Source organism: Sphingomonas sp. 1F27F7B (genome assembly GCF_005503355.1).
Classification (GTDB): Bacteria; Pseudomonadota; Alphaproteobacteria; order Sphingomonadales; family Sphingomonadaceae; genus Sphingomonas.
The window spans coordinates 139,019-161,660 of the sequence record NZ_SCMK01000001.1; the positions used below are offsets into that span (position 1 = coordinate 139,019).

Consider the following 22,642-nt stretch of genomic DNA (forward strand, 5'->3'; position numbering starts at 1 on the left):
GTGGTTAACGGCGATCGGCCGCCAGGCCTCCCGCGCCGTGGCTCAGGTCAGGCGGGTGGGAAGCACCCACCAGCCCTTCCCCGCGAGCGCATCAACCGCCGCATCCCGGCTCGCATCGCCGTCGAACAAGGCGAAGCAGGTGGCACCCGACCCCGACATGCGCGTGAGCCCGGCGCCCGGCTGCGCGACGAGCGCCTCCAGCACCGAGCCGATCACCGGCGCGATGGCCCGGGCGGGCGGCTCCAGATCGTTGCGGCCCTCGCGCGGATCGACCGGCAATGGCCCGCGATCCCTGCCGTCCCAGCGGCGGAACACCTCCGCGGTAGAGACGCCGACACCCGGATTGACCAGCAGCACCGGCGTGCCGGGCAGGCCGGGGACGGGTTCGAGCCGCTCGCCCCTGCCCCGCCCGATCGCAGTGACGCCATAGAGGCAGGCGGGCACGTCCGAGCCCAGGCCGTCGGCGAGCGCGAACAGATCGTCGAGTGCCACGCCGTGCAGCCGGCCGAGCGCGCGCAGCGTTGCCGCCGCATCCGCCGAGCCGCCGCCGATCCCCGATGCAATGGGAAGTCGCTTGTCCAGGCTGATGGCATGCGCCCCGCCGCCGAAGCGCGCGCGGAACGCCTGGGCAGCGCGCGTGACGAGATTGTCGCCCTCGCCGCTCAGCACCGCCGCGAAGGGGCCGGAGAGCGTGAAGCTGTCGGCCTGGGCCGGTTCGACAGTCACGCCGTCGCCGTCCTCCACAAAGGCGAACAGCGTCTCCAGCTCGTGATAGCCGTCGGCCCGGCGGGCGCGGACGTGCAGCGCCAAGTTGAGTTTGGCGCGCGCGATCTCCATGACCATCAGTCGAGCCCGTTCGCCAGCTTGGCCTGCAACCGGGCGACATCGGCCGGTTCGGCGTTCACTGCCGCCGCGCGCCAGGCATAGCGCGCGTCGATCCGGCGACCGAGCTTCCAGTAAGTGTCGCCCAGATGCTCATTGGCCCGCATGCCGCCCGGATCGCCGCGCACTGCCTGTTCGAGCAGCGGCAACGCCTTGGTGAACTGCCCCTCGGCATAATAGGCGCGGCCGAGCGAGTCAGTGATTTCGGGATCGTCAGGCTTCAGCGTGCTGGCGCGTTCCAGCAGCGCCTGGGCGCCGGGCAGGTCGACGCCGCGCTCGACCTGGGCATTGCCGAGCCAGGTCAGCGCCTCGGGCTCCTCCGGCGCGAGCTGGACGGCGCGCTGCAGCTCGCGCAGCGCCGCGTCCCATTTCCCGGCGCGATCGAGCGCGGCACCGCGCAGATAATGGAGCTCCCAGCCGCCATCGCCGCCCGCCCGGGCCAGCGCCCGGCCCAGCACCTCGGCGGCGTCGGCATAGCGCTGAACCTGAAACAGCAGCTCGCCATAGTCGCGAATCTCCTGCGCGGTCGCGCCCTCCGGCACGGCCAGCGCCTGGGCGTCCGCAAGCGCCTCGGGGAGGCGGCCGGCGCGGCGGAGGGCCGCTACTCGGCCGGCGGCTGCTCCGCGGGCGAACGGACCGTCTGCGCGGACGGTGGCCAGCGTCGCCAGCGCGAGATCGGTCGCGTCGCTACGCGACAAGGCTTCGGCGAGGCGCAGCCGGGCGCGTTCCTCCTGCGGATCGAGCAGCAGCGCCGCGCGCGCGAGCAGGATCGAGAGCGGTGCGATGTCCTCGCTGCCCAGATCGCCGGCAAGGCTGAGGAAGACGTGCGCGGCGCCGAAGGCGGCATCGGGCTTCCCGGCCTTCGCCTCACGCTTGCGCCACGCCGGGGAGGCGCCGGCAAGGTCTCCGAGGACGATCTGCGCCTTATCGCCCTGTCCGCTGCGCAGCAGCGCGATGCCGGCGTCGATTCGCCGGTCCGAAGCGTCCTCGGTTCCGCGCGCGGCGGCGAGCGCGAACAGGCCCTGGTCGGGCTTGCCCGAGGCGATCAGCAGCAGCGCGCGATTGCGATCGGCGAAGCGGGCCGCGAGCGGATTGCCGCGCGCCGTATCGAGCAGCGGCGAGGGATCCCGGCCGCGATCGAATGCAAGCCAGGCGCCGAGCACGGGCACCATGAAGTCGAGCTGCGCGCGCGAGAGCCGCTCCAGCGCCTTTTCGGCACCGAGCCGGTCCTTGCCGTGCAGCGCCACGGCGAAGGCGAGCAGATCGGTGTCGGGCGGCGCGGTGCCGGCCTTGGTCAGCGCGGCGGCGGCACGCGTTGCTAGCGCGAAGTCGCCTGCCGCCAGGCCCTGGCGATAGGCGCGCATCGCCAACACCGGATCGTCGGGTACGGCGGCGAGCGCCCGGGCATAGCCGGCGGCGGCGAGTATCGGCTCGCCCGCCGCGTCGGCGGCACGCGCCCGGGCATAGTCGCGCAGGTCGACCTGCGGTACGGCGCGCTGCGCGGTAGCGGGCAGCGCCGCCAGCAGCGCGAACGCGAGGCTACATGTTCGGATAATTCGGGCCGCCCCCGCCTTCGGGAACCACCCAGTTGATGTTCTGGGTGGGATCCTTGATGTCGCACGTCTTGCAGTGGACGCAATTCTGCGCGTTGATCTGGAAGCGCAGATCGTCGCCTTCGCCGACAACTTCGTACACACCCGCCGGACAGTAGCGCTGGGCCGGCTCGGCGTACACCGGAAGATTGTAGCCGATCGGGATTTCCGGATCCTTCAGCGTCAGATGGACCGGCTGATCCTCCTCATGATTGGTGTTCGAGAGGAACACCGAGGAAAGGCGATCGAAGGTGAGCACGCCGTCGGGCTTGGGATAGTCGATCTTCGGGGCTACCGATGCGTGCCACATCCCTTCATTGTCGGGCTTGTGCTTCATGGTGAAGGGCCAGCGCAGGCCGAGCAGCTCGCTCCACATTGCCGCGCCGGCGAGCAGCGTGCCCCAGGTGTCGCCGAACTTCTTGACCAGCGGCGCCACGTTGCGGACGCCGCGCAGCTCCTTGTAGACCCAGCTCTTCTCATAGGCCTCGGGATAGGCGGCCAGTTCGTCCGCCTCGCGCCCGGCGCCGACCGCGGCGAAGGCGGCCTCGGCGGCCATCATGCCGCTCTTCATCGACGTGTGGGTGCCCTTGATGCGCGGCACGTTGAGGAAGCCCGCCGCGTCGCCGATCAGCGCGGCGCCGGGCGCGACCAGCTTGGGCACCGACTGGAAGCCGCCGTCCGAAATGGCACGCGCGCCATAGGAGACGCGCTTGCCGCCCTTCAGGATCGCCGCGATCTCCGGATGAGTCTTCCAGCGCTGCATCTCCTGGAAGGGCGAGAGATAGGGGTTCTTGTAGTTGAGCCAGGTGACGAAGCCGAGGGCAACCTGCCCGTCCGCCTGATGATAGAGGAAGCCGCCGCCATTGGCGCCGTCGGTGAGCGGCCAGCCCTGGGTGTGAATCACGCGGCCCGGCACGTGATGGGCCGGATCGATATCCCACAGCTCTTTGATGCCGATGCCGTAGATCTGCGGCTGGCTGTCCTTGTCGAGCTCGAAGTTGCGGATCAGCTGCTTGGTCAGGTGCCCGCGACACCCCTCTGCGAAGAAAGTGTATTTGGCATGCAGCTCGAGGCCCGGCTGATAGTCGGGCTTGTGCTCGCCGTCGCGCGCCACGCCCATGTCGCCGGTGGCGACGCCCTTCACGCTGCCATTGTCGTGATAGAGGATCTCGGCCGCGGCGAAGCCCGGGAAGATCTCGACGCCCAGTTCCTCGGCCTTGCCGGCGAGCCAGCGGCAGAGATTGCCGAGCGAGCCCGTATAGGTGCCCTTGTTGTGCAGGAACGGCGGCGTGATGAACTCGGGAAAGCCCGACTTGCCCTTCTCGCTCAGTACCCAGTGGTGATTCTCGGTCACCGGCGTGGCCGCCAGCGGGCAGCCATCGTCGCGCCAGCCGGGCAGCAGCTCGTCCAGCGCCTTGGGGTCGATCACCGCGCCGGAAAGGATGTGCGCGCCGACCTCGGAGCCCTTTTCGAGGATGCATACCGAAAGCTCGCCGCCCGCCTCGCCGGCCAGCTGCTTCAGCCGGATCGCCGCCGAAAGGCCCGCGGGGCCCGCGCCGACGATCACGACGTCATAGGGCATCGACTCCCGTTCGCTCATCATCGCATCCTTCACAATCTTGGCCTGACACGCGCCGCATCGCTTGTCGTCGCATGCTGGCAACGTCCTGTCCCTTGGTCGATGAAGGCAGATTGACCCGCCCGTCAAGGCATGACTCTTAGGCAGCGTGGGAGGCGAATACACAGCGGATTGGGGGCGTACCCTGGCGAGCGCGCTCGAATGGTGGCGCGATGCGGGGGTCGAAACCCTTCAGGAGGACGAGGCTCGTGACTGGCTCGCGCGGCCGGCGCCCGTGCAGGCGACGCAGGCTGCCGTAGCGTCGCCCCAGCCCGAGGCCCTGCCCGACACGCTCGCCGCCTTCACGGCCTGGCGCACCGGCGATACCGTTCCGGAAGCGGCCTGGCTGACGCCGCGGGTTGCCCCGAGCGGCCCGGCAAATGCCGTGCTGGTGGTACTCACCGATATGCCGGAAAGCGACGATCAGGACGCACTTCTGGCCGATGGCGCGGCTGGAAAGCTGCTCTCGCGCATGCTGACCGCCGCCGGAATCGCGCGCGATTCGGTCTATTTCCTGTCGCTCGCCGTCGCCCGCCCGCTGGCCGGGCGCATCCCGCCCGACCAGGAGGAGCGGCTGATCGAGATCGCCAGGCATCATCTCAAGCTGCTCCAGCCCGCCCGGCTGCTGATCCTGGGCCAGGCGGCGAGCCGTGTCGTGACCGAGGCGAATGACGGCGCACCGGCCAATGGTTTAGTCGATGTTAACCATTTCGGCGGAAAAACGCAGGCAGTGGCGAGCCTGCACCCGCGTTTCCTGCTGGAGCGCCCCGCCGCCAAAAGCGAAGCCTGGAAGCACCTGTTGCTATTGACCCGGGGGAGCCTGTGACCATGCGTATCCTGCTTGCCGCCGCATTGCTCGCGTCTCCGGCGCTGGCCCATGCCGCCGATCTTCCCGCCGGAGCGGACAGTTCCGGCACCGCCGAAGACGGTGTCGCCGCGCCCGCCCCGCGCGAGGGCGACGGCATTCCGGATCAGCTCGATTCGGACCAGAAGGCCGGATACCGCAAGGTGTTCGCCGCGCTCCGCACCCAGCGCTGGCAGGACGCGCAGATCCAGCTCGATTCGATGAAGCCGGGTCCGCTCCATGCGATCGCCCGCGCCGAACTCTATACTGCAAAGAACTCGCCCAAGGTCGAGCTGGCCCCGCTGCTCCAGCTGATCGGCGAAGCGCCCGAGCTGCCCCAGGCCGACCAGCTCAGCCGCATGGCCAGGACGCGCGGCGCCATGACCACTCCCGCCATCCCGGTGGCGGCGCGGCTGGTCTGGTATGATGGCGCGCCGGTCCGCCAGCGCGCCCGCTCGATCAAGAGCGACACCGCAGCCACCGAGATCGCGCTCGCCATCCAGCCCTATGTGAAGGCCGATCAGGGCACCGAGGCCGAAGGCGTGGTCGCCCGGTTCGAAGCGGACCTGACGCCCGAGGCCCGGACCGAGTGGCAGCAGAAGGTCGCCTGGATCTACTATGTCGCCGGCGACGACGACAATGCTCGCCGCGTCGCCGCCAAGGCGCAGGACGGCACCGGCGACTGGGCGCCGCAGGCCGATTGGGTCGCCGGGCTCGCCGCCTGGCGCGAGCAGGACTGCGCCGGCGCCACCGCCGCCTTCGAACGCGTCGCCACCCGCGCCGCCGACACCGAACTGCGCTCCGCGGGCCTCTATTGGGGCTCGCGCGCCGAAATGGCCTGTGGCCGCCCGGAGAAAGTCGCGGCGAAGCTGCGCGCGGCCACTCAATATGGCGAGACCTTCTACGGCCTGCTCGCCAAGTCGGCGCTCGGCATCGAGGACAAGCCCGGCAAGGGCGAGAAGTTCGTCGCCGATGACTGGCGCGCGCTGGAACGCCGCCCGAATGTCCGCGTCGCCGCCGCCCTGGTCGAGATCGACGAGGACGGGCTGGCCGACGAAGTGCTGCGCTATCAGGCCAAGATCGGCAGCCCTTCCGAGCATATTGCACTCACGCGCCTCGCGGGCCGGCTGAGCCTGCCTTCCACGCAGCTCTGGCTCACGCACAATTGCCCGCAGGGGACGCAGCCGCTCACCGCGGCACGCTATCCGGCGCCGAACTGGACCCCGGCCGGCGGCTGGCGCGTCGACAAGGCGCTGGTCTTCGCCCACACCCTTCAGGAATCGCGCTTCAACTCGGAGATCCGCAGCGCGGCCGGGGCGATGGGCCTGATGCAGGTGAAGACGGGCGCGGCGATCGACATCGGCCGCCGCAACGGCGTGAACTATGCCGCGAGCGACCTGACCAAGCCGTCGGTCAACATGGAGATCGGCCAGTCCTATCTCGAGCAGCTGCGCGACCAGCCCTTCACCGGCGGCCTGCTGCCCAAGGTGATCGCCTCCTACAATGCCGGCCCCACGCCGGTCGCCAACTGGAACGCGATGATCAAGGACGGCGGCGACCCGCTACTCTATATCGAGAGCATCCCTTATTGGGAGACACGCGGCTATGTGATGACGGTGCTGCGCAATTATTGGATGTACGAGAACCAGGAAGGCCGGAAGTCGAGCAGCCGCGAGGCGCTGGCGCAGGGCATGTGGCCCAAATTCCCGGGCATGCAGGGCCCGGCGGCAGTGAAGCTCAGCGTGCGCAAGCTCGCGTTCCACCAGGACGGCAATGCCAATCGATGAGCGCATCGCGTTCCGCCCTGTACGGATCGCGGTGCTGACGGTCTCCGATACGCGGACGATGGCGGAAGATCGCTCGGGCGACCGGCTGGTCGAGCGACTGACTGCCGCCGGGCATGTGCTGGCGGATCGCGCGATCGTGGCCGACGATGCGGACGTGATCGTCGCCCGGCTCCACGCCTGGATCGACGATCCGCAGATAGAGGTGATCCTCACCACCGGCGGCACCGGCGTGACCGGCCGCGACGTGACGCCCGAGGCGCTCGCGCGCGTCCGGGACAAGGAGATACCGGGTTTCGGCGAGCTGTTCCGCTGGCTCAGCTACCAGTCGATCGGCACTTCCACGATCCAGTCGCGCGCCACCGCGGGCGTGGCGCGCGGCACCTATATCTTCGCCCTGCCCGGCTCGACCGGCGCAGTCACCGATGCGTGGGACGGCATCTTGGCGACTCAGCTCGACATCCGCCACAAGCCCTGCAACTTCGTCGAGCTGCTGCCGCGGCTGGGGGAGCGATAGGCACACGCCATTCCCCGACGAAGGCCAGGCCCCAGTCTCGGCACAATTGGATGGGTGGCCGCCGCGGAACCGAAGCATTGCATCCCGATGCGACCCCGCTCCTCCCGGAAGGGAGGGAACGCAACCCTATTTCTTCCCCCCGGCCGCCTTCTCCTCCTCGTCGAGGAAGGTGAACAGGTCGCCGGTCATCGACGACCACCAATCCACCGTGTCGGCGAAATTGGCATAGCTCACCTTGCCTATCGTGGTGACGTCCATCCAGGTGGAGAGGTCGCCGTCCTTGTCGATCACGATGCGCAGGAAGCGCTTCTTGGCGTTCCAGCGATTGGCCAGCCCGGCATCGTACCAGGGCTTCTTCTTGTACCAGGAAAAGAACTGCATCGACGTGCAGCCCTTGGGCGTGCCGCAATCATAGAATTCGATGGTGAAAGGCGATCCGTTGGCCGCGCTGCCGATATAGAGATCGCCGCTGCCTTCATGCTTCTTCAACTCGGCCTTGTAGCCTTCGCTCTGGAGCAGCTTCACCACTTCCTCAGGATGCGCGATGTCGACCATCCGCGCCGGATCGCCCTTCTGCGCCGCCGCCGGCATCGCCCACAGACCGGCCGCCACCACGGCCGCGATCAAAGCCTTGCCCATCACTCCCCCCTTCCCTGCTTCCGTGCCCGGTGGGGAAGCCGCCGCGGCGGCCACCGGGCCGGGCACTTGGGAGCTTCCCCATCGCCCGCACCCTAACACGCCGCCGCGGCACGGCAATCATCCCGGTTCGTTGACGAACACGCCCAGTTCGTTCCCCGCCGGATCGCGGAAATGAAAGCGGCGGCCACCCGGAAAGGCGAAGATCGGCACCGTGATCTCGCCGCCCGCGCCCTTCACGCTTTCGAATGCCGCTTCGAGGTCCTGCACCTCGACGATCGGCAGCAGCAGCGGGATCGGCTGGTCGCCCGTACCGTTGATGCCGAGATCGGTATCACCGGTAGTGGTGGCTGCATAATCCGGGCCGAAATCGGTGAAGCGCCATCCAAAGGCCCGTGCATAGAAATCGCGTGCGCCGCCGACATCCTTCGAGGGCAGTTCGAGATAGCTGATCCTTGCCATGTTCGCCTCCAATGTTCTTGCTATGTTCTATTCCCGCGCCTAGGCTTTGGCAATGGCGAAGAATCGTCCCGTGCGCGGCGCCACCCTCAACCAGGAGAGCAGCCGCTTCAACCTGCCAGCGCGCGAGGCGGACGGCGACTGGCTCGATGCGCGCGCGGCGCTGGACGACGCCCCGCCGCCGCTGCGCACGACGGTGACGGTGGAGCGGGCCCGGACGATCATCACGCGCAACCAGTCGCCCGACATTGCCTTCGATCGCTCGATCAACCCCTATCGCGGCTGCGAGCATGGCTGCATCTATTGCTTCGCCCGGCCGACCCATGCCTATCTCGACCTGTCGCCGGGACTCGATTTCGAGAGCAGGCTCTTCGCCAAGCCCGATGCGCCGGCGCTGTTGCGCGCGGAACTGGGCAAGCGCGGCTATGTATGCCGGCCGATCGCCTTCGGCACCAATACCGACCCCTATCAGCCCATCGAGGCCGAGTGGCGGATCACGCGCGGCTGCATCGAAGTGCTGGCCGAGCACGACCATCCGCTGACGATCACCACCAAGTCCAACCGCGTGACGCGCGATATCGACCTGCTCGCCCCGATGGCACGCAAGGGGCTGGCGGCGGTGATGATCTCGGTCACTTCGCTCGACCCGAAGATCGCGATGACGGTGGAGCCCCGCGCCCCGCATCCCGAGAAGCGGCTGGCGGCGATGCGGCAGCTGGCCGATGCGGGAGTGCCGGTGTTCGTCTCGCTGGCGCCGGTGATCCCGCAGGTGACCGATCACGAGCTCGAGCATATCCTGGAACGCGCCGCCGAGGCCGGGGCGCGGACCGCCTTCTTCCTGCCGGTGCGGCTGCCGCACGAAGTCTCGCCGCTGTTCCGCGCCTGGCTCGACGCGCATTTCCCCGATCGCGCGGGCAAGGTGATGGCGACGATCCAGTCGATCCGCGGCGGCAAGGACAATGATCCCAATTTCCACACCCGGTTCCGCGGGCACGGCCCCTGGGCCGAACTGCTGCGGACGCGGTTCCGGATGGCGGCGAAACGCCATGGGCTGGACCGGGAAGCGCTGCGCTTGCGGACGGACCTGTTCCGACCGCCCAGGGGACCGCAAGGGGAGCTGTTCTAGCGCCCGCCTAGCGGCACATCGCCTCCAGCGGCAGTTGCGCCGGCGCCTGCGGTTCCTTCAGCCCCCTGGCGGCCATCGCGCCGTTCAGGCCCTGGGGCTGCGGCGCGAGTGCCGGGTTCACCTCGGAAGCATAGTGGGGATCGCGCTCCGCCTCCTCGATCGAGACGAACCGATAGCCCTTCTCGCGATAGAGCGCGATCAGCTGCGGCATCATGCGCGCGTCAAAGGCACCCAGGTGCATGAGCAGCACATAGGGGATGTCGCGGCCGTAGAGCGCCTGGCTCATCGTGCGGGCGCGATCGGCCTGGACCGCGGCGGTGCCCAGCCACGCCCGCTCCATCTTCAGGATCGCGTCGTCATCGCCCCTGGCCACGCAGCGCGCATAGGCGTCGTTATAGGCCCAGTCCGAGAAGTCCATGGTCACCGTCGCGACCTTGTAGCCCCGCTCCGCCAGCAGCCGGCGGATGCGCGCGCGGCGCGGGGGGTCGGCGGCGGCTTCGGCGAGAAAGGGATAGCGGAACCAGCGCCAGTCGGCGGCGCCCATCCTGGCCTTGAGGACCGGCTCGTTCTTCTCCAGCTCGCTCAGGAACTGCGCATCGCTCAGCTGGTCGAGATTGGCATGACTCCAGCCATGGTTGCCGAGCGTCAGCCCCGCCGCCCGCCATTTGTCGAGCACCGGAGCGGAAGCGGGCTCGCGCTCGAGCTGCACGCCGTTGACGAAGCCGATCGCCGGCGCCCCGCCGGCCTTCAGCGCAGCAATGATCCGCTCGCCGACGCCGACCCGTGTATCGCCTTGCGGCAAGGAGGCGTGCGCAGTGAGATCGTCGAAGGTGAAGGCGATCCTCGGCGCGGGTCCCGCCGGCGCGGCGACCACCCTGCCCGCGTCCTTCACCTTGTCCGAAAGGAGCGACAGCGGCACCGCATCGGCCATCGCCCGATAGCCGGCCATCGAGGGGTGGAGCCCGTCATTGTCATATTCCTTGCGCAGCCGGTTCGGTGTCGCGGGATCGCGCAGCGCAGCGTCGAGATCGATCACGCCGTCGAAATTGCCGGGCGCGCGGATCCAGGCATTCACCACGGCGCGATCTGCCTCGTTCTGCGCATCCGGATGATAATAGGCCGAGCCGCCATAGGGTGTGATCGTCGCGCCGATCACCTTGATCCCCTGGGCACGAGCGCGGGCGACCATCTGGCGATAGGCGCCGATCATCCCCTCCACCAGCGCGGCATGCGCCTCGGGCGTCGCCGGGGCGTCGCGGGTGAGCGTGCCGAGATCGTTGACGCCCTCCAGGATCACCAGATGGGTGACACCCGGATAGGTCAGCACCTCGCGGTCGAAGCGCGCGAGCACATTGGGGCCAAGCCCGTCGTTGAGCAGCCGGTTGCCGCCGATGCCGGCGTTGAGCACTGCCATGTCGGCAAGCGCCGGCGTGGCGCGCAGGCGGAGCTGGAGCGCGTCGGTCCAGCGCTGGTTGCTGTTGGCCGGCACGCCATAGCCGTCGGTGATCGAATCGCCGAGCACCACCACTGCGGAAGCCTTGGCCGAAACCGTCTCGATCGCGCCGATCTGCACCCAGCGATCGACTCGCCTGGCATCTGGCAGGTCTGCGGCATCGACATGGTCGCCATGGAGATAATAGCTGGTCGCACGCGAGCCGGGATGGCCGGTCTGTTGTGCCGGCGCCTCGGGCAGATGGATCGTGATCGCCAGATCCGCGCCCGCCCGCACCGGCAGCGTTATCGGGTCCGACCAATAGTCCGCACCCGCCGGGATGGTGACGCTCCTCGCCCCGCCGAAGCGCAGCGCCACCAGGCTCGCGGCATCGATTCGCGGCGAGGCGGGATCCATCGCCCGCGCGATCGTCGCCGCGCCGAGGCGCAGGGGTTCGGTGCCATGGGCATTGGTGAAGCGGACACGCAGCCTGGTGCCGGCGATCTGGATGCGCACCAGCTGGCGGAGCGTTGCGTCCTTCAGGTCCTCCACCGGCAGCGCATTGTTGCCGGGGATCATCTGCGACGTAGCCCAGGCCGTAACCCAGCGCTCGCCCGGCGCCGCCGCGGCACCCAGCAGCAGGACCAGCGCCGCCAGGCGCGCGATCAGCCCCATATCCCTCTCCCTCTTGCGTCTCTGCGCGATGATAGCGCTACCATATCCAAGCCGCGCCGGTGCGCAATGGCGAACTGCATCCTGCCGATCAGGAAAATGGCGGCCACTGCGCGAAGCAAGTGGCGCCTGAGTTGGGACCGGGCAGCGAAAAGAGGGATCCAAACACCGCCCGGTGGTCTGAGACCTGTTGCCACCATAGCCATCCCCGCGATGGACACAATATAGAAACATACTGTCGCCGAATAGAAACAAGAGGCCGATTGCGCGCCCTCGCCGCCGGGCCTAGGCCAACCCCAGACGATAAGGACCCCTTATGCGCGCGCTTGCCTTTGCTTTCGCCCTCACGCTTCCCGCCATCGCCAATGCCCAGGATGTCCAGCCGACCGGCAAGCTGCCGGATACGGTGACTCCCCTCGCCTATCGGCTCGACCTGACGATCGTTCCGGAAAAGCCGCGCTTCAGCGGCCATGCGGAGATCGACGTGCAGCTCAACAAGGCGGCGCAGGCGGTCTGGATGCACGGCCGCAATCTCAACGTCACCAAGGCGGTGGCAGTGGTCGGCGGGAAGGAAATCCCGCTCGGCTTCGCGCAGAAGAGCCCCCATGGTCTTGCCCAGATCGATTTCGGCAGGATGGTGCAGCCGGGCCGGCTGACGCTCAAATTCGATTATGACGCGGCGTTCGGCACCGGCGCCTCGGGCCCCTATCGCGTCAACGTGGCGGGCAGCTGGTACAGCTGGACCCAGTTCGAATCGATCGATGCGCGCGCGGCCTTTCCGGGCTTCGACGAGCCGGGTTTCAAGACGCCCTTCACCGTCTCGCTGACCACCAAGCCGGGCTTCGTCGCGCTGAGCAACGCGCCCGAGACGGGCAAGCCGGTCAAGGTCGGCGCGCTGGTCAAGCACCGCTTCATCGCCACCAAGCCGCTGCCGACCTATCTGGTCGCCTTCGTCGTCGGCCCCTTCTCGACCATAGGCGCCAAGGTCCCGCCCACGCCCGAGCGCAAGACGCCGCTGGCGCTGCGCATCGTCGGCACCCAGCCCTACAAGGACCGGATGCAGTTCGCGCTCGACAATTCGGGCCCGATCGTCGCGCTGCTCGAGAAATATTTCGGCCAGGCCTTCCCCTTCCCGAAGCTCGACCAGATCGGTTCGCCGGTGATGCCGGGCGCGATGGAGAATGCCGGTGCCGACATCTATGGCGACGGCATCCTGTTCGTCGACGAGAGCGATGCGACGTCGAGCAAGCAGACTTTCGGCATGGTCGTGGCGCACGAGCTGTCGCACCAATGGTTCGGCGATCTCGTCACGCCCGCCTGGTGGGACGATATCTGGCTGAACGAAAGCTTCGCCAACTGGATGGGCTATCGCATCGGCAACGAATGGCGCCCCGATCTCGACATCGGCGTCGACGCCATCTCCGAGGGTTTCGAGGCGATGGATCTCGACGCGCTGGTCGCCGGCCGCCCCATCCACCAGAAGATCGCCAACGATGCCGACATCGACGCGGCGTTCGACCAGATCACCTATGGCAAGGGCGGCCAGGTCGTCGGGATGATCGCCGCCTATATGGGCGATGAGAAGTTCCGCGACGGCGTGCGCCTCCACATGTCGCGCCACAAATATGGCAACGCCAGCACTGACCAGTTCTTCACCTCGCTGGCCGACGCCGCCCATGATCCGCGCGTGCTCGAATCGCTGCGCGGCTTCGTCGACCAGCAAGGCGTGCCGGTGGTGACCTTCCGCCGCGCCAACGGAGTGCTCACCGCCAGCCAGCAGCGTTTCGCCTATTTCGGCACCAACGCGCCCGCCGAGCAATGGATCATCCCGCTCTGCATCCGCCAGGGCGACGCCAAGAGCTGCACATTGCTCGACAAGCCGAGCGCCCCGATCGTCGCCAACGGCACGGGCACGATCGTCCCCAATGCGGGCGGCTGGGGCTATTACCGCTTCGACCTCGATCCCGCCGACTGGGATTCGCTGATCGCCGCCGCCCCCACCCTGCCGACCGGCGAGGCACTGTCGGTGGACGACAGCCTGTGGGCGAGCTTCTACGCCGGCAAGGCGAACACCGCGCAGCTCGTCGCGCTCAGCCGCGCGATGGCCCGGCATCCCAAGACCAAGATGCAGCTCGACAACGGCACCCGTCTCGCCGGTCTGCGCGGACGCGGGCTGATCGGCGCGGCGGCGCTGCCCGCCTATCGCAAGCTGTTCGTCGACCTCTATGGCCCGATGCTGGCGAAGATCGGCTTCGATCCGAAGGCCGGCGCGCATGCAGGCGACAATGCCGACACCGTCGAGCTGCGCGAGCAGCTGGTGGGCTTCGTGGCGGACAACGGCCATGACGCGGCGCTGCGGGCCAGGCTGGCTGCGGCGGTGGACGCCCGGCTCGCCGGCGACAAGCAGGCGCTCGACGACGATTTCATGCCGTTGGCGCTGGCCGTCGCGGTCCAGGATCGCGGCGTGCCGTTCGCCAGGACACTGGCGGAGCGGGCGCTGACGGACAAGGCGCCCGACCTTCGCCAGGCGGCGTTTCGCGCCATCGCATCTTCAGGCAATGCCGATGTCGCGAAATGGTATTTCACCGAGTTCGACGATCCCCGCTACGCGCCGCGCGAGCGGCTGTTCGCGGCCGCGATCTTCCTGAACGACGCCGATACCCGCGACGCCGCGCTCGAATATATGCTCGCGCATTTCGACGAATTCTCGAAGCTCACCGGTGGCGGCGGCATCTTCTCGGGCCGTTCGGCCCAGATGTTCAAGTCGCAATGTTCGCTCGCCGCCGCCGACACGGTCGATACCAAGCTGCGCGCCGAGGGCGGCAGCACGCTGGGGCTCGATCGCGCGGTGGAGGGCATCCGCAACTGCGCCCGCTTCAAGGACGCCAAGGCCGGAGAAGTCACGGCGGCGTTCGCCGCGATGTGAAAGTTCGCCGGGATGTGAGAAGCCAGACACCTCTCCCCGGCGGGGGGAGGTTTGGGATTCTCAGGCCGCGGCCAGCTTGAAATCCTTGTACTGCTCGCGGATCGCGGTCTTGAGCAGCTTGCCCGTGGCGGTGTGCGGCAGGCTCTCGACAAAGAGCACTTCGTCCGGCAGCCACCATTTGGCGACATGCTGCGCCAGATGCGCCTGCACCTGCTCCGCCGTCACGTCGCTGCCGGGCTTGCGGACCACGAGCAGGATCGGCCGCTCGTCCCATTTGGGATGGTGCACGCCGATCGCCGCCGCTTCCGCCACGCCGGTACAGCCGATCGCGGCATTCTCCAGGTCGACCGAGCTGATCCACTCGCCGCCCGATTTGATAACGTCCTTGGCGCGATCGGTGATCTGCATCGTGCCGTCCGGATACAGGACCGACACGTCGCCCGTGTCGAACCAATTGTCGGCATCGACTGCGGGCTCGTCCGCCTTGAAATAGCGTTCGACGATCCACGGCCCGCGCACCTGGAGCCGGCCCGAGCTCTTGCCGTCGCGCGGCTGCACCCGCCCCTCGTCGTCCACCACGCGCAGCTCGACGCCGTAAGGCACCTTGCCCTGCTTGCAGACCTGATCGACCTGCTGCTCGAAGCTCAGATCGTCCCAGTCCCAGGAAGGGGCGCCCATCGTGCCGATCGGGCTCGTCTCGGTCATGCCCCAGGCATGGTTGACGCGGATGCCCATCTTCATCAGCCGCTCGATCATCGCGCGCGGCGCCGCCGAGCCGCCGATGGTGACGATCCTGAGGAATTCCGGCTCCTCGCCGGTCGCGTCCATGTGCTGGAACATCGCGAACCACACGGTGGGTACGCCGGCGGTATGCGTCACCTTCTCGCGGTTCATCAACTCGCACAGGACCAGCGGATCATTGACTGCCGAGAAGACGAACTTGATCCCCGCCGCAGCGCCGGCCCAGGGCAGACCCCAGCCGACCGCATGGAACATCGGCACGATCGGCATCGCCACCGCACGCGCCGAGAGATCGAACACGTCGGGCTGCATCTCGGCGATCGCATGGATCACGCTGGAACGATGCGTATAGATCACGCCCTTGGGATTGCCCGTGGTGCCGCTGGTGTAGCAGATCATGCAAGGCTCGCGCTCGCTGCCGGTCACCCAGCCGTAATTGCCGTCCTCAGCGGCGAGCAGCGCCTCGAACCCGTCAGGCCCGTCGCTGTCGAAGCAGTAATAATGCTCGATCGACTTCCAGTGCGGCTTCAATCGCTCGACCAGCGGCGCGAAGGCACGGTCGTAGAACAGCACCTTGTCCTCGGCATGGTTGCCGATGAAGATCAGTTGGTCGTCGAACAGGCGCGGATTGATGGTGTGGACCACTCCGCCCATGCCGGCGACGCCATACCAGGTGACGAGGTGGCGGCCATGGTTCATCGCCAGGGTGGCGACCCGGTCGCCCTTCTTCACGCCGAGCCGCTCGAGCGCCTGGGCCAGCTTCTTCGCATCGCGGGCGATACCGGCCCAGGTGGTGCGCGTCTCGCTGCCGTCCGCCCAGCGGGTGACGATCTCCCGTCCCCAATGCTCGCGCGCGGCGTGATCGAGCAAAGTCGTCACGCGAAGTTCGAAATCCTGCATCCCGCCCAGCATCGCTCTCTCCATACCGCTTTTTCGAGGAACGTAACCTGCGAACGGCGGGAGTGTCGAGGGCATGGAGTGTAAGGAAGGGTTCGGGTGCACGGACCAGACTAACCGTCATCCTGGACTTGCTTCCCCTTCAGACAAGTACCCCTATTTCGTCATCCCCGCGCAGGCGGGGACCCTGGGTTTCTCTGCCATATCGCCTGTGACTCTGGATCCCCGCCTGCGCGGGGATGACGGCTACTGGGCCATCCTTGTCTCAAGCGGATAGGCCCCAAACGAGTTCAGCATGACGGCGATCTTGGCCGAACTAAGCCGCCTCGGCCAGCTTCGCGGCGGCGCTCTTGAGCGTCGCCCAGCGGACGCCCGGCACATTCTCGACCTTCTGGCGAAGTTCGCCGTCGAGCCGGAAGTCGCGGCCCAGCACCAGCTCGGCCTCGCCGCCCGGAATGCCCACGCGCACCAGCACCTCGCCGCGCCCGCCGCGCTGGTCGCCGATGATGCCCGCGAGCACCGGCACGGCGCGGACATCGTCGATCGCCACGTCGAGCACCAGCCGCGCGGTGTTGGCCAAGCCCTCGAAGGGCTGGACGCGCTTGATCGAGACGCGCGGCGTATCCTCGCCCGCCCGCTTGTCGAGCTCGACGGTCAGCACCGCGCAGCCGCCGGCGCGGGCGCAATCCTCCAGGTCCTTGGCGGCACTGTCCTCGAAGCAGCTCGCCAGCGTCTGTGCCGACTTGTCCGAAATCGTCGCCATCAGATAGCGGTTGCCCCGGGCCGAGGTACGCGGGCGGCAATCCTCGACAAGCGCCGCGATCGTCGCGCCCACCCGGGTGCCGGCAGGGATGTCGAGTTCGCCCAAGGTCGCGATCTCGCGCGCGCCGAAGCTCTTGGCGAGATGCTGGAAGCGGTCGAGCGGATGCGCGGAGAAATAATAGCCAAAGGCGTCGCGCTCCGCCCCGATCCGGTCTGCCAGCGACCAGTGCGCGCTCTGCGGCAGCTGGATCGCACCGCCGCTCGGCTCGGATTCGCCGAACAGGCCGCCCTGCCCGCTGGTCTTGTTCGACCAGGTGCGCTGCGCGACCGCGAGGATCGTCTCGGCCGCAGCGAACACCCCGGCGCGATTGTCGTCGAGCGCATCGAACGCACCGGCACCCGCCAGCGTCTCGACCTGGCGCTTGTTGAGCAGCCGGGGGTCGACGCGCTTGGCGAAATCGTCGAGCGACTTGAACGAGCCTCGCTCCTCGCGCTCCTCGACCAGCAACTCCATCGCGCGCTCACCCACGCCCTTCAGCGCGCCCAGCGCATAGCGCACCGCCAGCCCCTCCTCGGTCTTCTCGACGAAGAAGTCCGCCTGGCTGCAATTGATCTCGGGACCCAGGCAGACGACGCCCAGCCGCTTCATGTCGTCGGCGAAGATCGCCAGCTTGTCGGTCTGGTGGATGTCGTACGCCATCGAGGCGGCGAAGAATTCATGCGGGTGATGCGCCTTCAGCCATGCAGTCTGATAGGCGAGCAGCGCATAGGCCGCCGCGTGCGACTTGTTGAAGCCATAGCCGGCGAACTTGTCGATCAGGTCGAACAGCTCGTTGGCCTTGGCCGGCTTGATGCCGTTATGCTCGGCGCAGCCCTTGACGAAGGTCTCGCGCTGCGCGTCCATCTCCGCCTTGATCTTCTTGCCCATGGCGCGGCGGAGCATGTCCGCGCCGCCCAGCGAATAGCCCGCCAGGATCTGGGCGGCCTGCATCACCTGCTCCTGATAGACGAAGATCCCATAGGTCTCGTTCAGGATCGGCTCGAGCAGGTCGTGCGGATAGACGATTTCCTCGCGGCCGCCCTTGCGGTGGCCGAAGCTGGGGATGTTGTCCATCGGGCCGGGACGATAGAGCGAGACGAGCGCGATGATGTCGCCGAAATTGGTCGGACGCACCGCGGTCAGCGTGCGTCGCATGCCCTCCGATTCCAGCTGGAACACACCCACCGTGTCGCCGCGCTGGAGCAGGTCGTAGACTTCGCTGTCGTCCCAGGCCAGCGCATCGAGATCGACGTCGATGCCGCGATCGGAGAGCAGTTCGACGGCCTTCTTCAGCACCGACAGCGTCTTGAGGCCGAGAAAGTCGAACTTCACCAGCCCGGCGCCTTCGACATATTTCATGTCGAACTGGGTGACCGGCATGTCCGAGCGCGGATCGCGGTAGAGCGGCACCAGTTGGGCAAGCGGCCGGTCGCCGATCACCACGCCCGCAGCGTGCGTCGACGAGTGGCTCGGCAGGCCCTCGAGCCGCATCGAGAGATCGACCAGGTTCTTGATCTCGCGATGCGCATTATATTCGGCAAGGAACTCGCTCACGCCGTTCAGCGTGCGCTCCAGCGTCCAGGGATCGGTCGGGTGGTTGGGGATCTGCTTGGCGAGGCGATCGACCTGGCCATAGCTCATCTGCAGCACGCGGCCGACGTTCTTGACCACCGCGCGCGCCTTCATCGTTCCGAAGGTGATGATCTGCGCGACGTGATCTGCGCCGTATTTCTGCTGCACGTAGCGGATCACTTCGCCACGCCGGGTTTCGCAGAAGTCGATGTCGAAGTCGGGCATCGAGACGCGTTCCGGATTGAGGAAGCGCTCGAAGAGCAGGCCGAGCTTCAACGGATCGAGATCGGTGATGGTCAGCGCCCAGGCCACCGCGGAGCCCGCACCCGAGCCACGGCCCGGCCCCACCGGAATGTCGTGCGCCTTCGCCCACTGGATGAAGTCGGCGACGATCAGGAAATAGCCGGGAAAGCCCATCTGGATGATGACGTCGAGCTCGAACTGGAGCCGCTTGTCATAGGCTTCGCGCTCGGCCGGATCGGTGATGCCGGCCTTTTCCAGCCGCTTCTCCAGCCCCTGCCACGATCGCTCGCGCAGCATCGCCGCCTCGCCCTCGCGATCGCCGGCCAGGCTGGGCAGGATCGGCTTGCGCTTGGGGGCGGCATAGGCGCAGCGCCGGGCGACGACGAGCGTGTTGGCGATGCCCTCGGGCAAATCCGCGAACAGGCTCTTCATTTCGTTCGCGGGCTTCATCCATGCGTCGGGGGAAGAGCGCGGGCGATCGTCCGAGGCGACATAGGAGCTGTTGGCGATGCACAGCATCGCGTCATGCGCCTCGTGGAATGTCGGCTCGGCGAAGCAACTGGGATTGGTCGCAACCAGCGGCAGGTTCCGCGCATAGGCGAGGTCGAGCAGCTTGGGCTCGGCCCTGCCCTCCACTTCGTCGAGCCGGCGGATGATCTCGATATAGAGCCGCTCGGGGAACAGCGTTTCGAGCCGGCGCGCATAGGAATCGGCCGCCATGTCCTGCTGCTCGGCATAGAGCCGCGCCAGCGCGCCCTCGCGGCCGGCAGTGAGGCAGAGCAGCCCCTCCGTCCGCCCCGCGAGCGCGTCGAAGGGCACATGGGCGTCTTCCTCGATCGGACGGTCGAGATGCGCCATCGAGACGAGGTCGCACAGGTTCAGATAGCCGGTCTCGTCCTGCGCGTAGAGCGCAAGCCAGTCGATCGGCGCAGCGACGCCGTCGGGCATGTCGGGTCGCTTCACTGCCAGCAGCGTTCCGATGATCGGCTGGATGCCCGATTTGATGCAGGCATCGCCGAAGCTCATCGAAGCGTAGAGGCCGTTGCGATCCGCCACCGCGACCGCCGGAAAACCCAGTTCCTTCGCGCGCTTGGCGATCGCCTTCGGCTCGATCGCGCCCTCCAGCATGGTGAAGGACGAGAAGACCCGAAGCGGAACGAAGCCGGAATGCATGCTCCGAGTGTAGGCACCCGCTCGGCGCAGCGCCACCCGTGGGGAGCGTTGTCCACAATTTTCAAGCGTTTGGGCTCAGGATTCTTCCCTACGCGCGGACTCGGACGGGTGCTCTCCTGAATGGTGGATTCATTACCGATCGTTCACATCATGGTTAACGGCAATAAACATTTCGCCGACGAAACGGAACGGTTCATCGGCGGATCAGAATTAGGCGTTATTATGGCAAACATAAGGCAAGCAAGGAAACCCTATAAGGTTTCAGTGACTTACCAGAATAGAATCACCACTTTCTGACGAGTCGATGCCCATGAACGCCCTTTACCATGGCAGCGAGCTTTGCGAGGTCGACGCGGACGGCAACGTCGCCGTCCCGGCCTTTCTCGCCGCCGCGCTGCCCGCCGAAGCCAGCCCCGAGATCATCGTCGCCAAGCATCAGGCCGACAGCTGCCTGATCGGCTATGGCCGCGAGCATCTCGCCACTCTCGCCGAGCGGGCCGAGCGCCGCCGCCTGGCCGAGGAAGATCGCGATGCGGAAACCCGCGGCCATTATCACCGGATGCGCGGCACCTTCGGCCTTTCCGAACGGATGCGCCGCGACGCCAAGGGTCTGCGTATCCCCGCCGCGATGCGCCATCTGGGCCGCATCGACGACCTGGCGCTGTTCGTCGGCGCCGGCGACAGCTTCGAAATCTGGAACCCTTTGCTCGCGCTCGAGAGCGGCGACGAGCATTTCCGCGCGCTGGCCGAATTTCGGCTGCGGATGCGCGGCGCCAAATCCAAGGGAGTGCAGTGAGATGCGTATGCGTTGCAGCGTGATGGGCCATGCCGCCGGCACCACCCATCATCATAACCAGGGGCTCGATTTCGCGGTCTGCCACCATTGCGGCCGCGACCTGGTCCGTCCCGCGGGCGGCGAGTGGAGCGAAGTGCCCGAGGGCTTCCAGATAGTGTGGCGCGAGTTCGGCCGCGCGAGCGACGCCGCCTCGGTCGCCGACCGGATGGCCCGCAAGCCGCTCCCACCCCGCCGCCGCGATCCGCGAAACGCCCGCCCCGCGCCGCGCCGCGATCCGCGCGGCCGCCCGTTCAGCGCCGGCTTCGGCATGATCGGCGCGCTCGCCAATCTGGGCAGGCTGGTGAATGGCGAGGCGGAGGATGACTCCGCCGGCGTGGAGCCGAGCAGCCAATATGTGATCCGCCTGCCGCACACCGGCACCACGAAGCACTGAGCCAAGGGATGCCTTAAGGGACTGGGCCGGCACAGCCCAATCCCCCAAGTGCCGGCGGCGGAGCGTCCTCCTCCCGCTCCGCTGCCGGCCAGCTTCTCAAGCGATGTTCGTTCGCAGCACCCCGGGCTCCGCTTCCCGCCGCGGCATGTCCGCCACCCCGTCCGTAGCGCCTATCGCCTTGGGCAGGCCTGGCATGCTCAGCAGATAGCCGACGATCGCGCTCCCGCCATAGCCGACCAGCGGCGTCGGATAATTGCCCAGCGCCGCCGCCAGCACGATCGCCAGCCACAGCGCGCCGAACACTGCGTAGCCCGGATCGCGACGCCACCTGGCATACGCCGGCACCAGCAACAGCAGCGATCCCGCCACCACCATCAGCCCGGCGAGCGGGTGGACGGCGAAGGCAGTGAACAGGATCTGGTCGACAAAGGGCATGGCCGGCTGCACGTCTGGCTGGAGCAGCGTGGCGACGAAGCCGGCACTGGCTGCCAGCAGCGCCAGCCACACGTTCCGTTCGGGGCGGACCAGTGCCAGCGCGGCGAGTCCGGCGGCGAGCGCGCCCGCCATTGCCCGGTCGGGCTGCAGTGCCAGCGCGCCCGCCGCGACGATCACGCCCAGCGTCGAAAGCCGGTCCCGCACGGCGGCGAAGCCGATCGCCAGCACCGGCACCAGAACGAGGCTCGGCTGGATGCTGAGCCCGTAGATCGAGATCCAGCGCGTTGCACCCTCGTACGAGACGCCGAGCAGGCTGGCCGCGAGCAAAAACAGCCCGAGCGCAAGCAGGACCGGTCCCGCCGCGAGCAGCCGCGTGCGCGGCAGATGCGTGACGATCCCGACAGCGAGGAAGCCGATCAGCAGCGCCGCGAGGTTACGCAGCGGATAGCCGAACGGCGCACCGCCGATCGCCATGTACGCGATCCCCAATCCAGTCGCGCCGATCGCGCAAAACCCCACCCGCCCTCTTCCACGCCACATCGTCCCATCTCCTCCATGAACCCGCATCGCCTCACCGATCGCGCCCCACAGGCAGCCGAACGCGAAGCGGAGGGCTTCCGCCGGCGCCGCAATCTCTCCCGTCTCGCGCCGCATCGCTTCGCCCCAATGACCAAGCCGCGCGGGCAGCAGCGTCGCGGCAAGGTCGACAAGCGCCATCGCCAGCGGGCGGATCATGCCGGCTTCCCCGCCAGCGCCGGTGCCACGCCGCGCAGCAACTCGCGCGCAAAGGCCCGGCCGTCCGGGCTGAGCCGGTAAGCGTGCCGCGCCGGCCGCCCTGGCTCGCTCGGCGGCTGCCACTGCGCTTCGAGATGCCCCTGCCCCTCCAGCCGAATCAGCAGCGGATAGAGCGTGCCCGATTTTATTCCGGCCGCCCGGCCCAGCGCATAGCCGTGCGACCAATTCTCCCCCGCCTCCAGCAGGATGGCGAGAAGGTTGCGAGCGGCGGGTGAAAGTGAACGGTTCCGGACCATGGGGCAATAAATCTACCTAGGTAGACTTAGA

Annotated in this window: 17 protein-coding genes; 7 read left to right on the top strand and 10 right to left on the bottom strand. The window is 67.7% G+C overall.

Translation table 11 applies throughout. The features are described from left to right. Positions 1-42: 42 nt before the first annotated feature. From FFS08_RS00660 to FFS08_RS00670, 3 genes are all read right to left on the bottom strand, one after another. Entirely contained in the window at positions 43-843 is an 801-nt protein-coding gene (locus FFS08_RS00660; RefSeq protein ID WP_137861086.1) for a 4-(cytidine 5'-diphospho)-2-C-methyl-D-erythritol kinase, read from the bottom strand. Then, a complete protein-coding gene (locus FFS08_RS00665) occupies positions 843-2,246 on the bottom strand; it encodes a tetratricopeptide repeat protein (RefSeq protein WP_249340951.1) in 1,404 nt (467 codons plus the stop codon). The genes FFS08_RS00660 and FFS08_RS00665 overlap by 1 nt, the downstream gene beginning before the upstream one ends. Before the next feature lie 175 nt (positions 2,247-2,421). Continuing rightward, positions 2,422-4,074: an electron transfer flavoprotein-ubiquinone oxidoreductase gene (locus FFS08_RS00670; protein ID WP_137861084.1), complete on the bottom strand. Its 1,653-nt coding sequence runs from the start codon at positions 4,072-4,074 to the stop codon at positions 2,422-2,424. A gap of 127 nt (positions 4,075-4,201) precedes the next feature. Here FFS08_RS00670 and FFS08_RS00675 point away from each other — a divergent pair, with 127 nt between their 5' ends. Genes FFS08_RS00675 through moaB form a run of 3 tightly spaced genes read left to right on the top strand, consistent with a single transcriptional unit; the run spans position 4,202 to position 7,237 of the window. Continuing rightward, positions 4,202-4,918, top strand: coding sequence for a uracil-DNA glycosylase family protein (locus FFS08_RS00675; RefSeq protein WP_137861083.1), 717 nt, complete (start codon positions 4,202-4,204; stop codon positions 4,916-4,918). Between the two features lie 2 nt (positions 4,919-4,920). Beyond that, on the top strand, positions 4,921-6,723 hold the full coding sequence (locus FFS08_RS00680; protein WP_137861082.1) for a lytic transglycosylase domain-containing protein: 1,803 nt from the start codon (positions 4,921-4,923) through the stop codon (positions 6,721-6,723). Continuing rightward, a complete protein-coding gene (gene moaB / locus FFS08_RS00685; protein ID WP_137861081.1) occupies positions 6,710-7,237 on the top strand; it encodes a molybdenum cofactor biosynthesis protein B in 528 nt (175 codons plus the stop codon). The genes FFS08_RS00680 and moaB overlap by 14 nt, the downstream gene beginning before the upstream one ends. Positions 7,238-7,363: 126 nt before the next feature. Here the strand turns inward: moaB and FFS08_RS00690 are convergent, their stop codons facing one another. Both FFS08_RS00690 and FFS08_RS00695 read right to left on the bottom strand, forming a co-directional pair. Next, the gene (locus FFS08_RS00690) at positions 7,364-7,876 is read right to left on the bottom strand and encodes a YbjN domain-containing protein (protein ID WP_137861080.1); all 513 of its coding nucleotides are present in this window, start codon (positions 7,874-7,876) and stop codon (positions 7,364-7,366) included. Between the two features lie 117 nt (positions 7,877-7,993). Further along, on the bottom strand, positions 7,994-8,335 hold the full coding sequence (locus tag FFS08_RS00695) for a VOC family protein (protein ID WP_137861079.1): 342 nt from the start codon (positions 8,333-8,335) through the stop codon (positions 7,994-7,996). A 52-nt stretch (positions 8,336-8,387) separates the two neighbouring features. On the opposite strand from FFS08_RS00695, the gene FFS08_RS00700 reads away from it, so the two are divergent. Continuing rightward, positions 8,388-9,458 (top strand): PA0069 family radical SAM protein, encoded by a 1,071-nt coding sequence (locus FFS08_RS00700; RefSeq protein WP_137861078.1) that lies wholly within the window; start codon positions 8,388-8,390, stop codon positions 9,456-9,458. A gap of 7 nt (positions 9,459-9,465) precedes the next feature. On the opposite strand, the gene FFS08_RS24275 is transcribed toward FFS08_RS00700, so the two are convergent. Continuing rightward, on the bottom strand, positions 9,466-11,565 hold the full coding sequence (locus FFS08_RS24275; RefSeq protein WP_212741932.1) for a GDSL-type esterase/lipase family protein: 2,100 nt from the start codon (positions 11,563-11,565) through the stop codon (positions 9,466-9,468). A gap of 313 nt (positions 11,566-11,878) precedes the next feature. Between FFS08_RS24275 and FFS08_RS00710 the strand changes: the two genes are divergently transcribed. After that, positions 11,879-14,488: a M1 family metallopeptidase gene (locus tag FFS08_RS00710; RefSeq protein WP_137861077.1), complete on the top strand. Its 2,610-nt coding sequence runs from the start codon at positions 11,879-11,881 to the stop codon at positions 14,486-14,488. Between the two features lie 60 nt (positions 14,489-14,548). Here FFS08_RS00710 and FFS08_RS00715 read toward each other — a convergent pair whose 3' ends face one another. Together FFS08_RS00715 and dnaE are read right to left on the bottom strand one after the other, a co-directional pair. Beyond that, the gene (locus FFS08_RS00715; protein ID WP_171012416.1) at positions 14,549-16,141 is read right to left on the bottom strand and encodes a long-chain fatty acid--CoA ligase; all 1,593 of its coding nucleotides are present in this window, start codon (positions 16,139-16,141) and stop codon (positions 14,549-14,551) included. Between the two features lie 301 nt (positions 16,142-16,442). Beyond that, a complete protein-coding gene (gene dnaE / locus FFS08_RS00720) occupies positions 16,443-19,916 on the bottom strand; it encodes a DNA polymerase III subunit alpha (protein ID WP_137861075.1) in 3,474 nt (1,157 codons plus the stop codon). Positions 19,917-20,226: 310 nt separating this feature from the next. Between dnaE and FFS08_RS00725 the strand changes: the two genes are divergently transcribed. After that, complete coding sequence (locus tag FFS08_RS00725) at positions 20,227-20,712, top strand: hypothetical protein (RefSeq protein WP_137861074.1); 486 nt, start codon at positions 20,227-20,229, stop codon at positions 20,710-20,712. A 1-nt stretch (position 20,713) separates the two neighbouring features. After that, the gene (locus FFS08_RS00730; protein ID WP_137861073.1) at positions 20,714-21,145 is read left to right on the top strand and encodes a hypothetical protein; all 432 of its coding nucleotides are present in this window, start codon (positions 20,714-20,716) and stop codon (positions 21,143-21,145) included. 96 nt (positions 21,146-21,241) lie between these two features. Here FFS08_RS00730 and FFS08_RS00735 read toward each other — a convergent pair whose 3' ends face one another. Both FFS08_RS00735 and FFS08_RS00740 read right to left on the bottom strand, forming a co-directional pair. Continuing rightward, a complete protein-coding gene (locus FFS08_RS00735; protein ID WP_137861072.1) occupies positions 21,242-22,315 on the bottom strand; it encodes an FtsW/RodA/SpoVE family cell cycle protein in 1,074 nt (357 codons plus the stop codon). Next, entirely contained in the window at positions 22,312-22,611 is a 300-nt protein-coding gene (locus FFS08_RS00740) for a PadR family transcriptional regulator (protein ID WP_137861071.1), read from the bottom strand. Before FFS08_RS00740 ends, FFS08_RS00735 begins: the two co-directional genes overlap by 4 nt. Positions 22,612-22,642: the final 31 nt, after the last annotated feature.

What these genes read in the sequence shown, in the direction of transcription:
- FFS08_RS00660 (WP_137861086.1), bottom strand. Translation starts at nt 843, where the DNA reads ATGGTCATGGAGATCGCGCGCGCCAAACTCAACTTGGCGCTGCACGTC.
- FFS08_RS00665 (WP_249340951.1), bottom strand. Translation starts at nt 2,246, where the DNA reads ATGCGCGCCTATCGCCAGGGCCTGGCGGCAGGCGACTTCGCGCTAGCA.
- FFS08_RS00670 (WP_137861084.1), bottom strand. Translation starts at nt 4,074, where the DNA reads ATGAGCGAACGGGAGTCGATGCCCTATGACGTCGTGATCGTCGGCGCG.
- FFS08_RS00680 (WP_137861082.1), top strand. Translation starts at nt 4,921, where the DNA reads ATGCGTATCCTGCTTGCCGCCGCATTGCTCGCGTCTCCGGCGCTGGCC.
- moaB (WP_137861081.1), top strand. Translation starts at nt 6,710, where the DNA reads ATGCCAATCGATGAGCGCATCGCGTTCCGCCCTGTACGGATCGCGGTG.
- FFS08_RS00690 (WP_137861080.1), bottom strand. Translation starts at nt 7,876, where the DNA reads ATGGGCAAGGCTTTGATCGCGGCCGTGGTGGCGGCCGGTCTGTGGGCG.
- FFS08_RS00695 (WP_137861079.1), bottom strand. Translation starts at nt 8,335, where the DNA reads ATGGCAAGGATCAGCTATCTCGAACTGCCCTCGAAGGATGTCGGCGGC.
- FFS08_RS00700 (WP_137861078.1), top strand. Translation starts at nt 8,388, where the DNA reads ATGGCGAAGAATCGTCCCGTGCGCGGCGCCACCCTCAACCAGGAGAGC.
- FFS08_RS24275 (WP_212741932.1), bottom strand. Translation starts at nt 11,565, where the DNA reads ATGGGGCTGATCGCGCGCCTGGCGGCGCTGGTCCTGCTGCTGGGTGCC.
- FFS08_RS00710 (WP_137861077.1), top strand. Translation starts at nt 11,879, where the DNA reads ATGCGCGCGCTTGCCTTTGCTTTCGCCCTCACGCTTCCCGCCATCGCC.
- FFS08_RS00715 (WP_171012416.1), bottom strand. Translation starts at nt 16,141, where the DNA reads ATGCTGGGCGGGATGCAGGATTTCGAACTTCGCGTGACGACTTTGCTC.
- dnaE (WP_137861075.1), bottom strand. Translation starts at nt 19,916, where the DNA reads ATGCATTCCGGCTTCGTTCCGCTTCGGGTCTTCTCGTCCTTCACCATG.
- FFS08_RS00725 (WP_137861074.1), top strand. Translation starts at nt 20,227, where the DNA reads ATGAACGCCCTTTACCATGGCAGCGAGCTTTGCGAGGTCGACGCGGAC.
- FFS08_RS00730 (WP_137861073.1), top strand. Translation starts at nt 20,714, where the DNA reads ATGCGTATGCGTTGCAGCGTGATGGGCCATGCCGCCGGCACCACCCAT.
- FFS08_RS00735 (WP_137861072.1), bottom strand. Translation starts at nt 22,315, where the DNA reads ATGATCCGCCCGCTGGCGATGGCGCTTGTCGACCTTGCCGCGACGCTG.
- FFS08_RS00740 (WP_137861071.1), bottom strand. Translation starts at nt 22,611, where the DNA reads ATGGTCCGGAACCGTTCACTTTCACCCGCCGCTCGCAACCTTCTCGCC.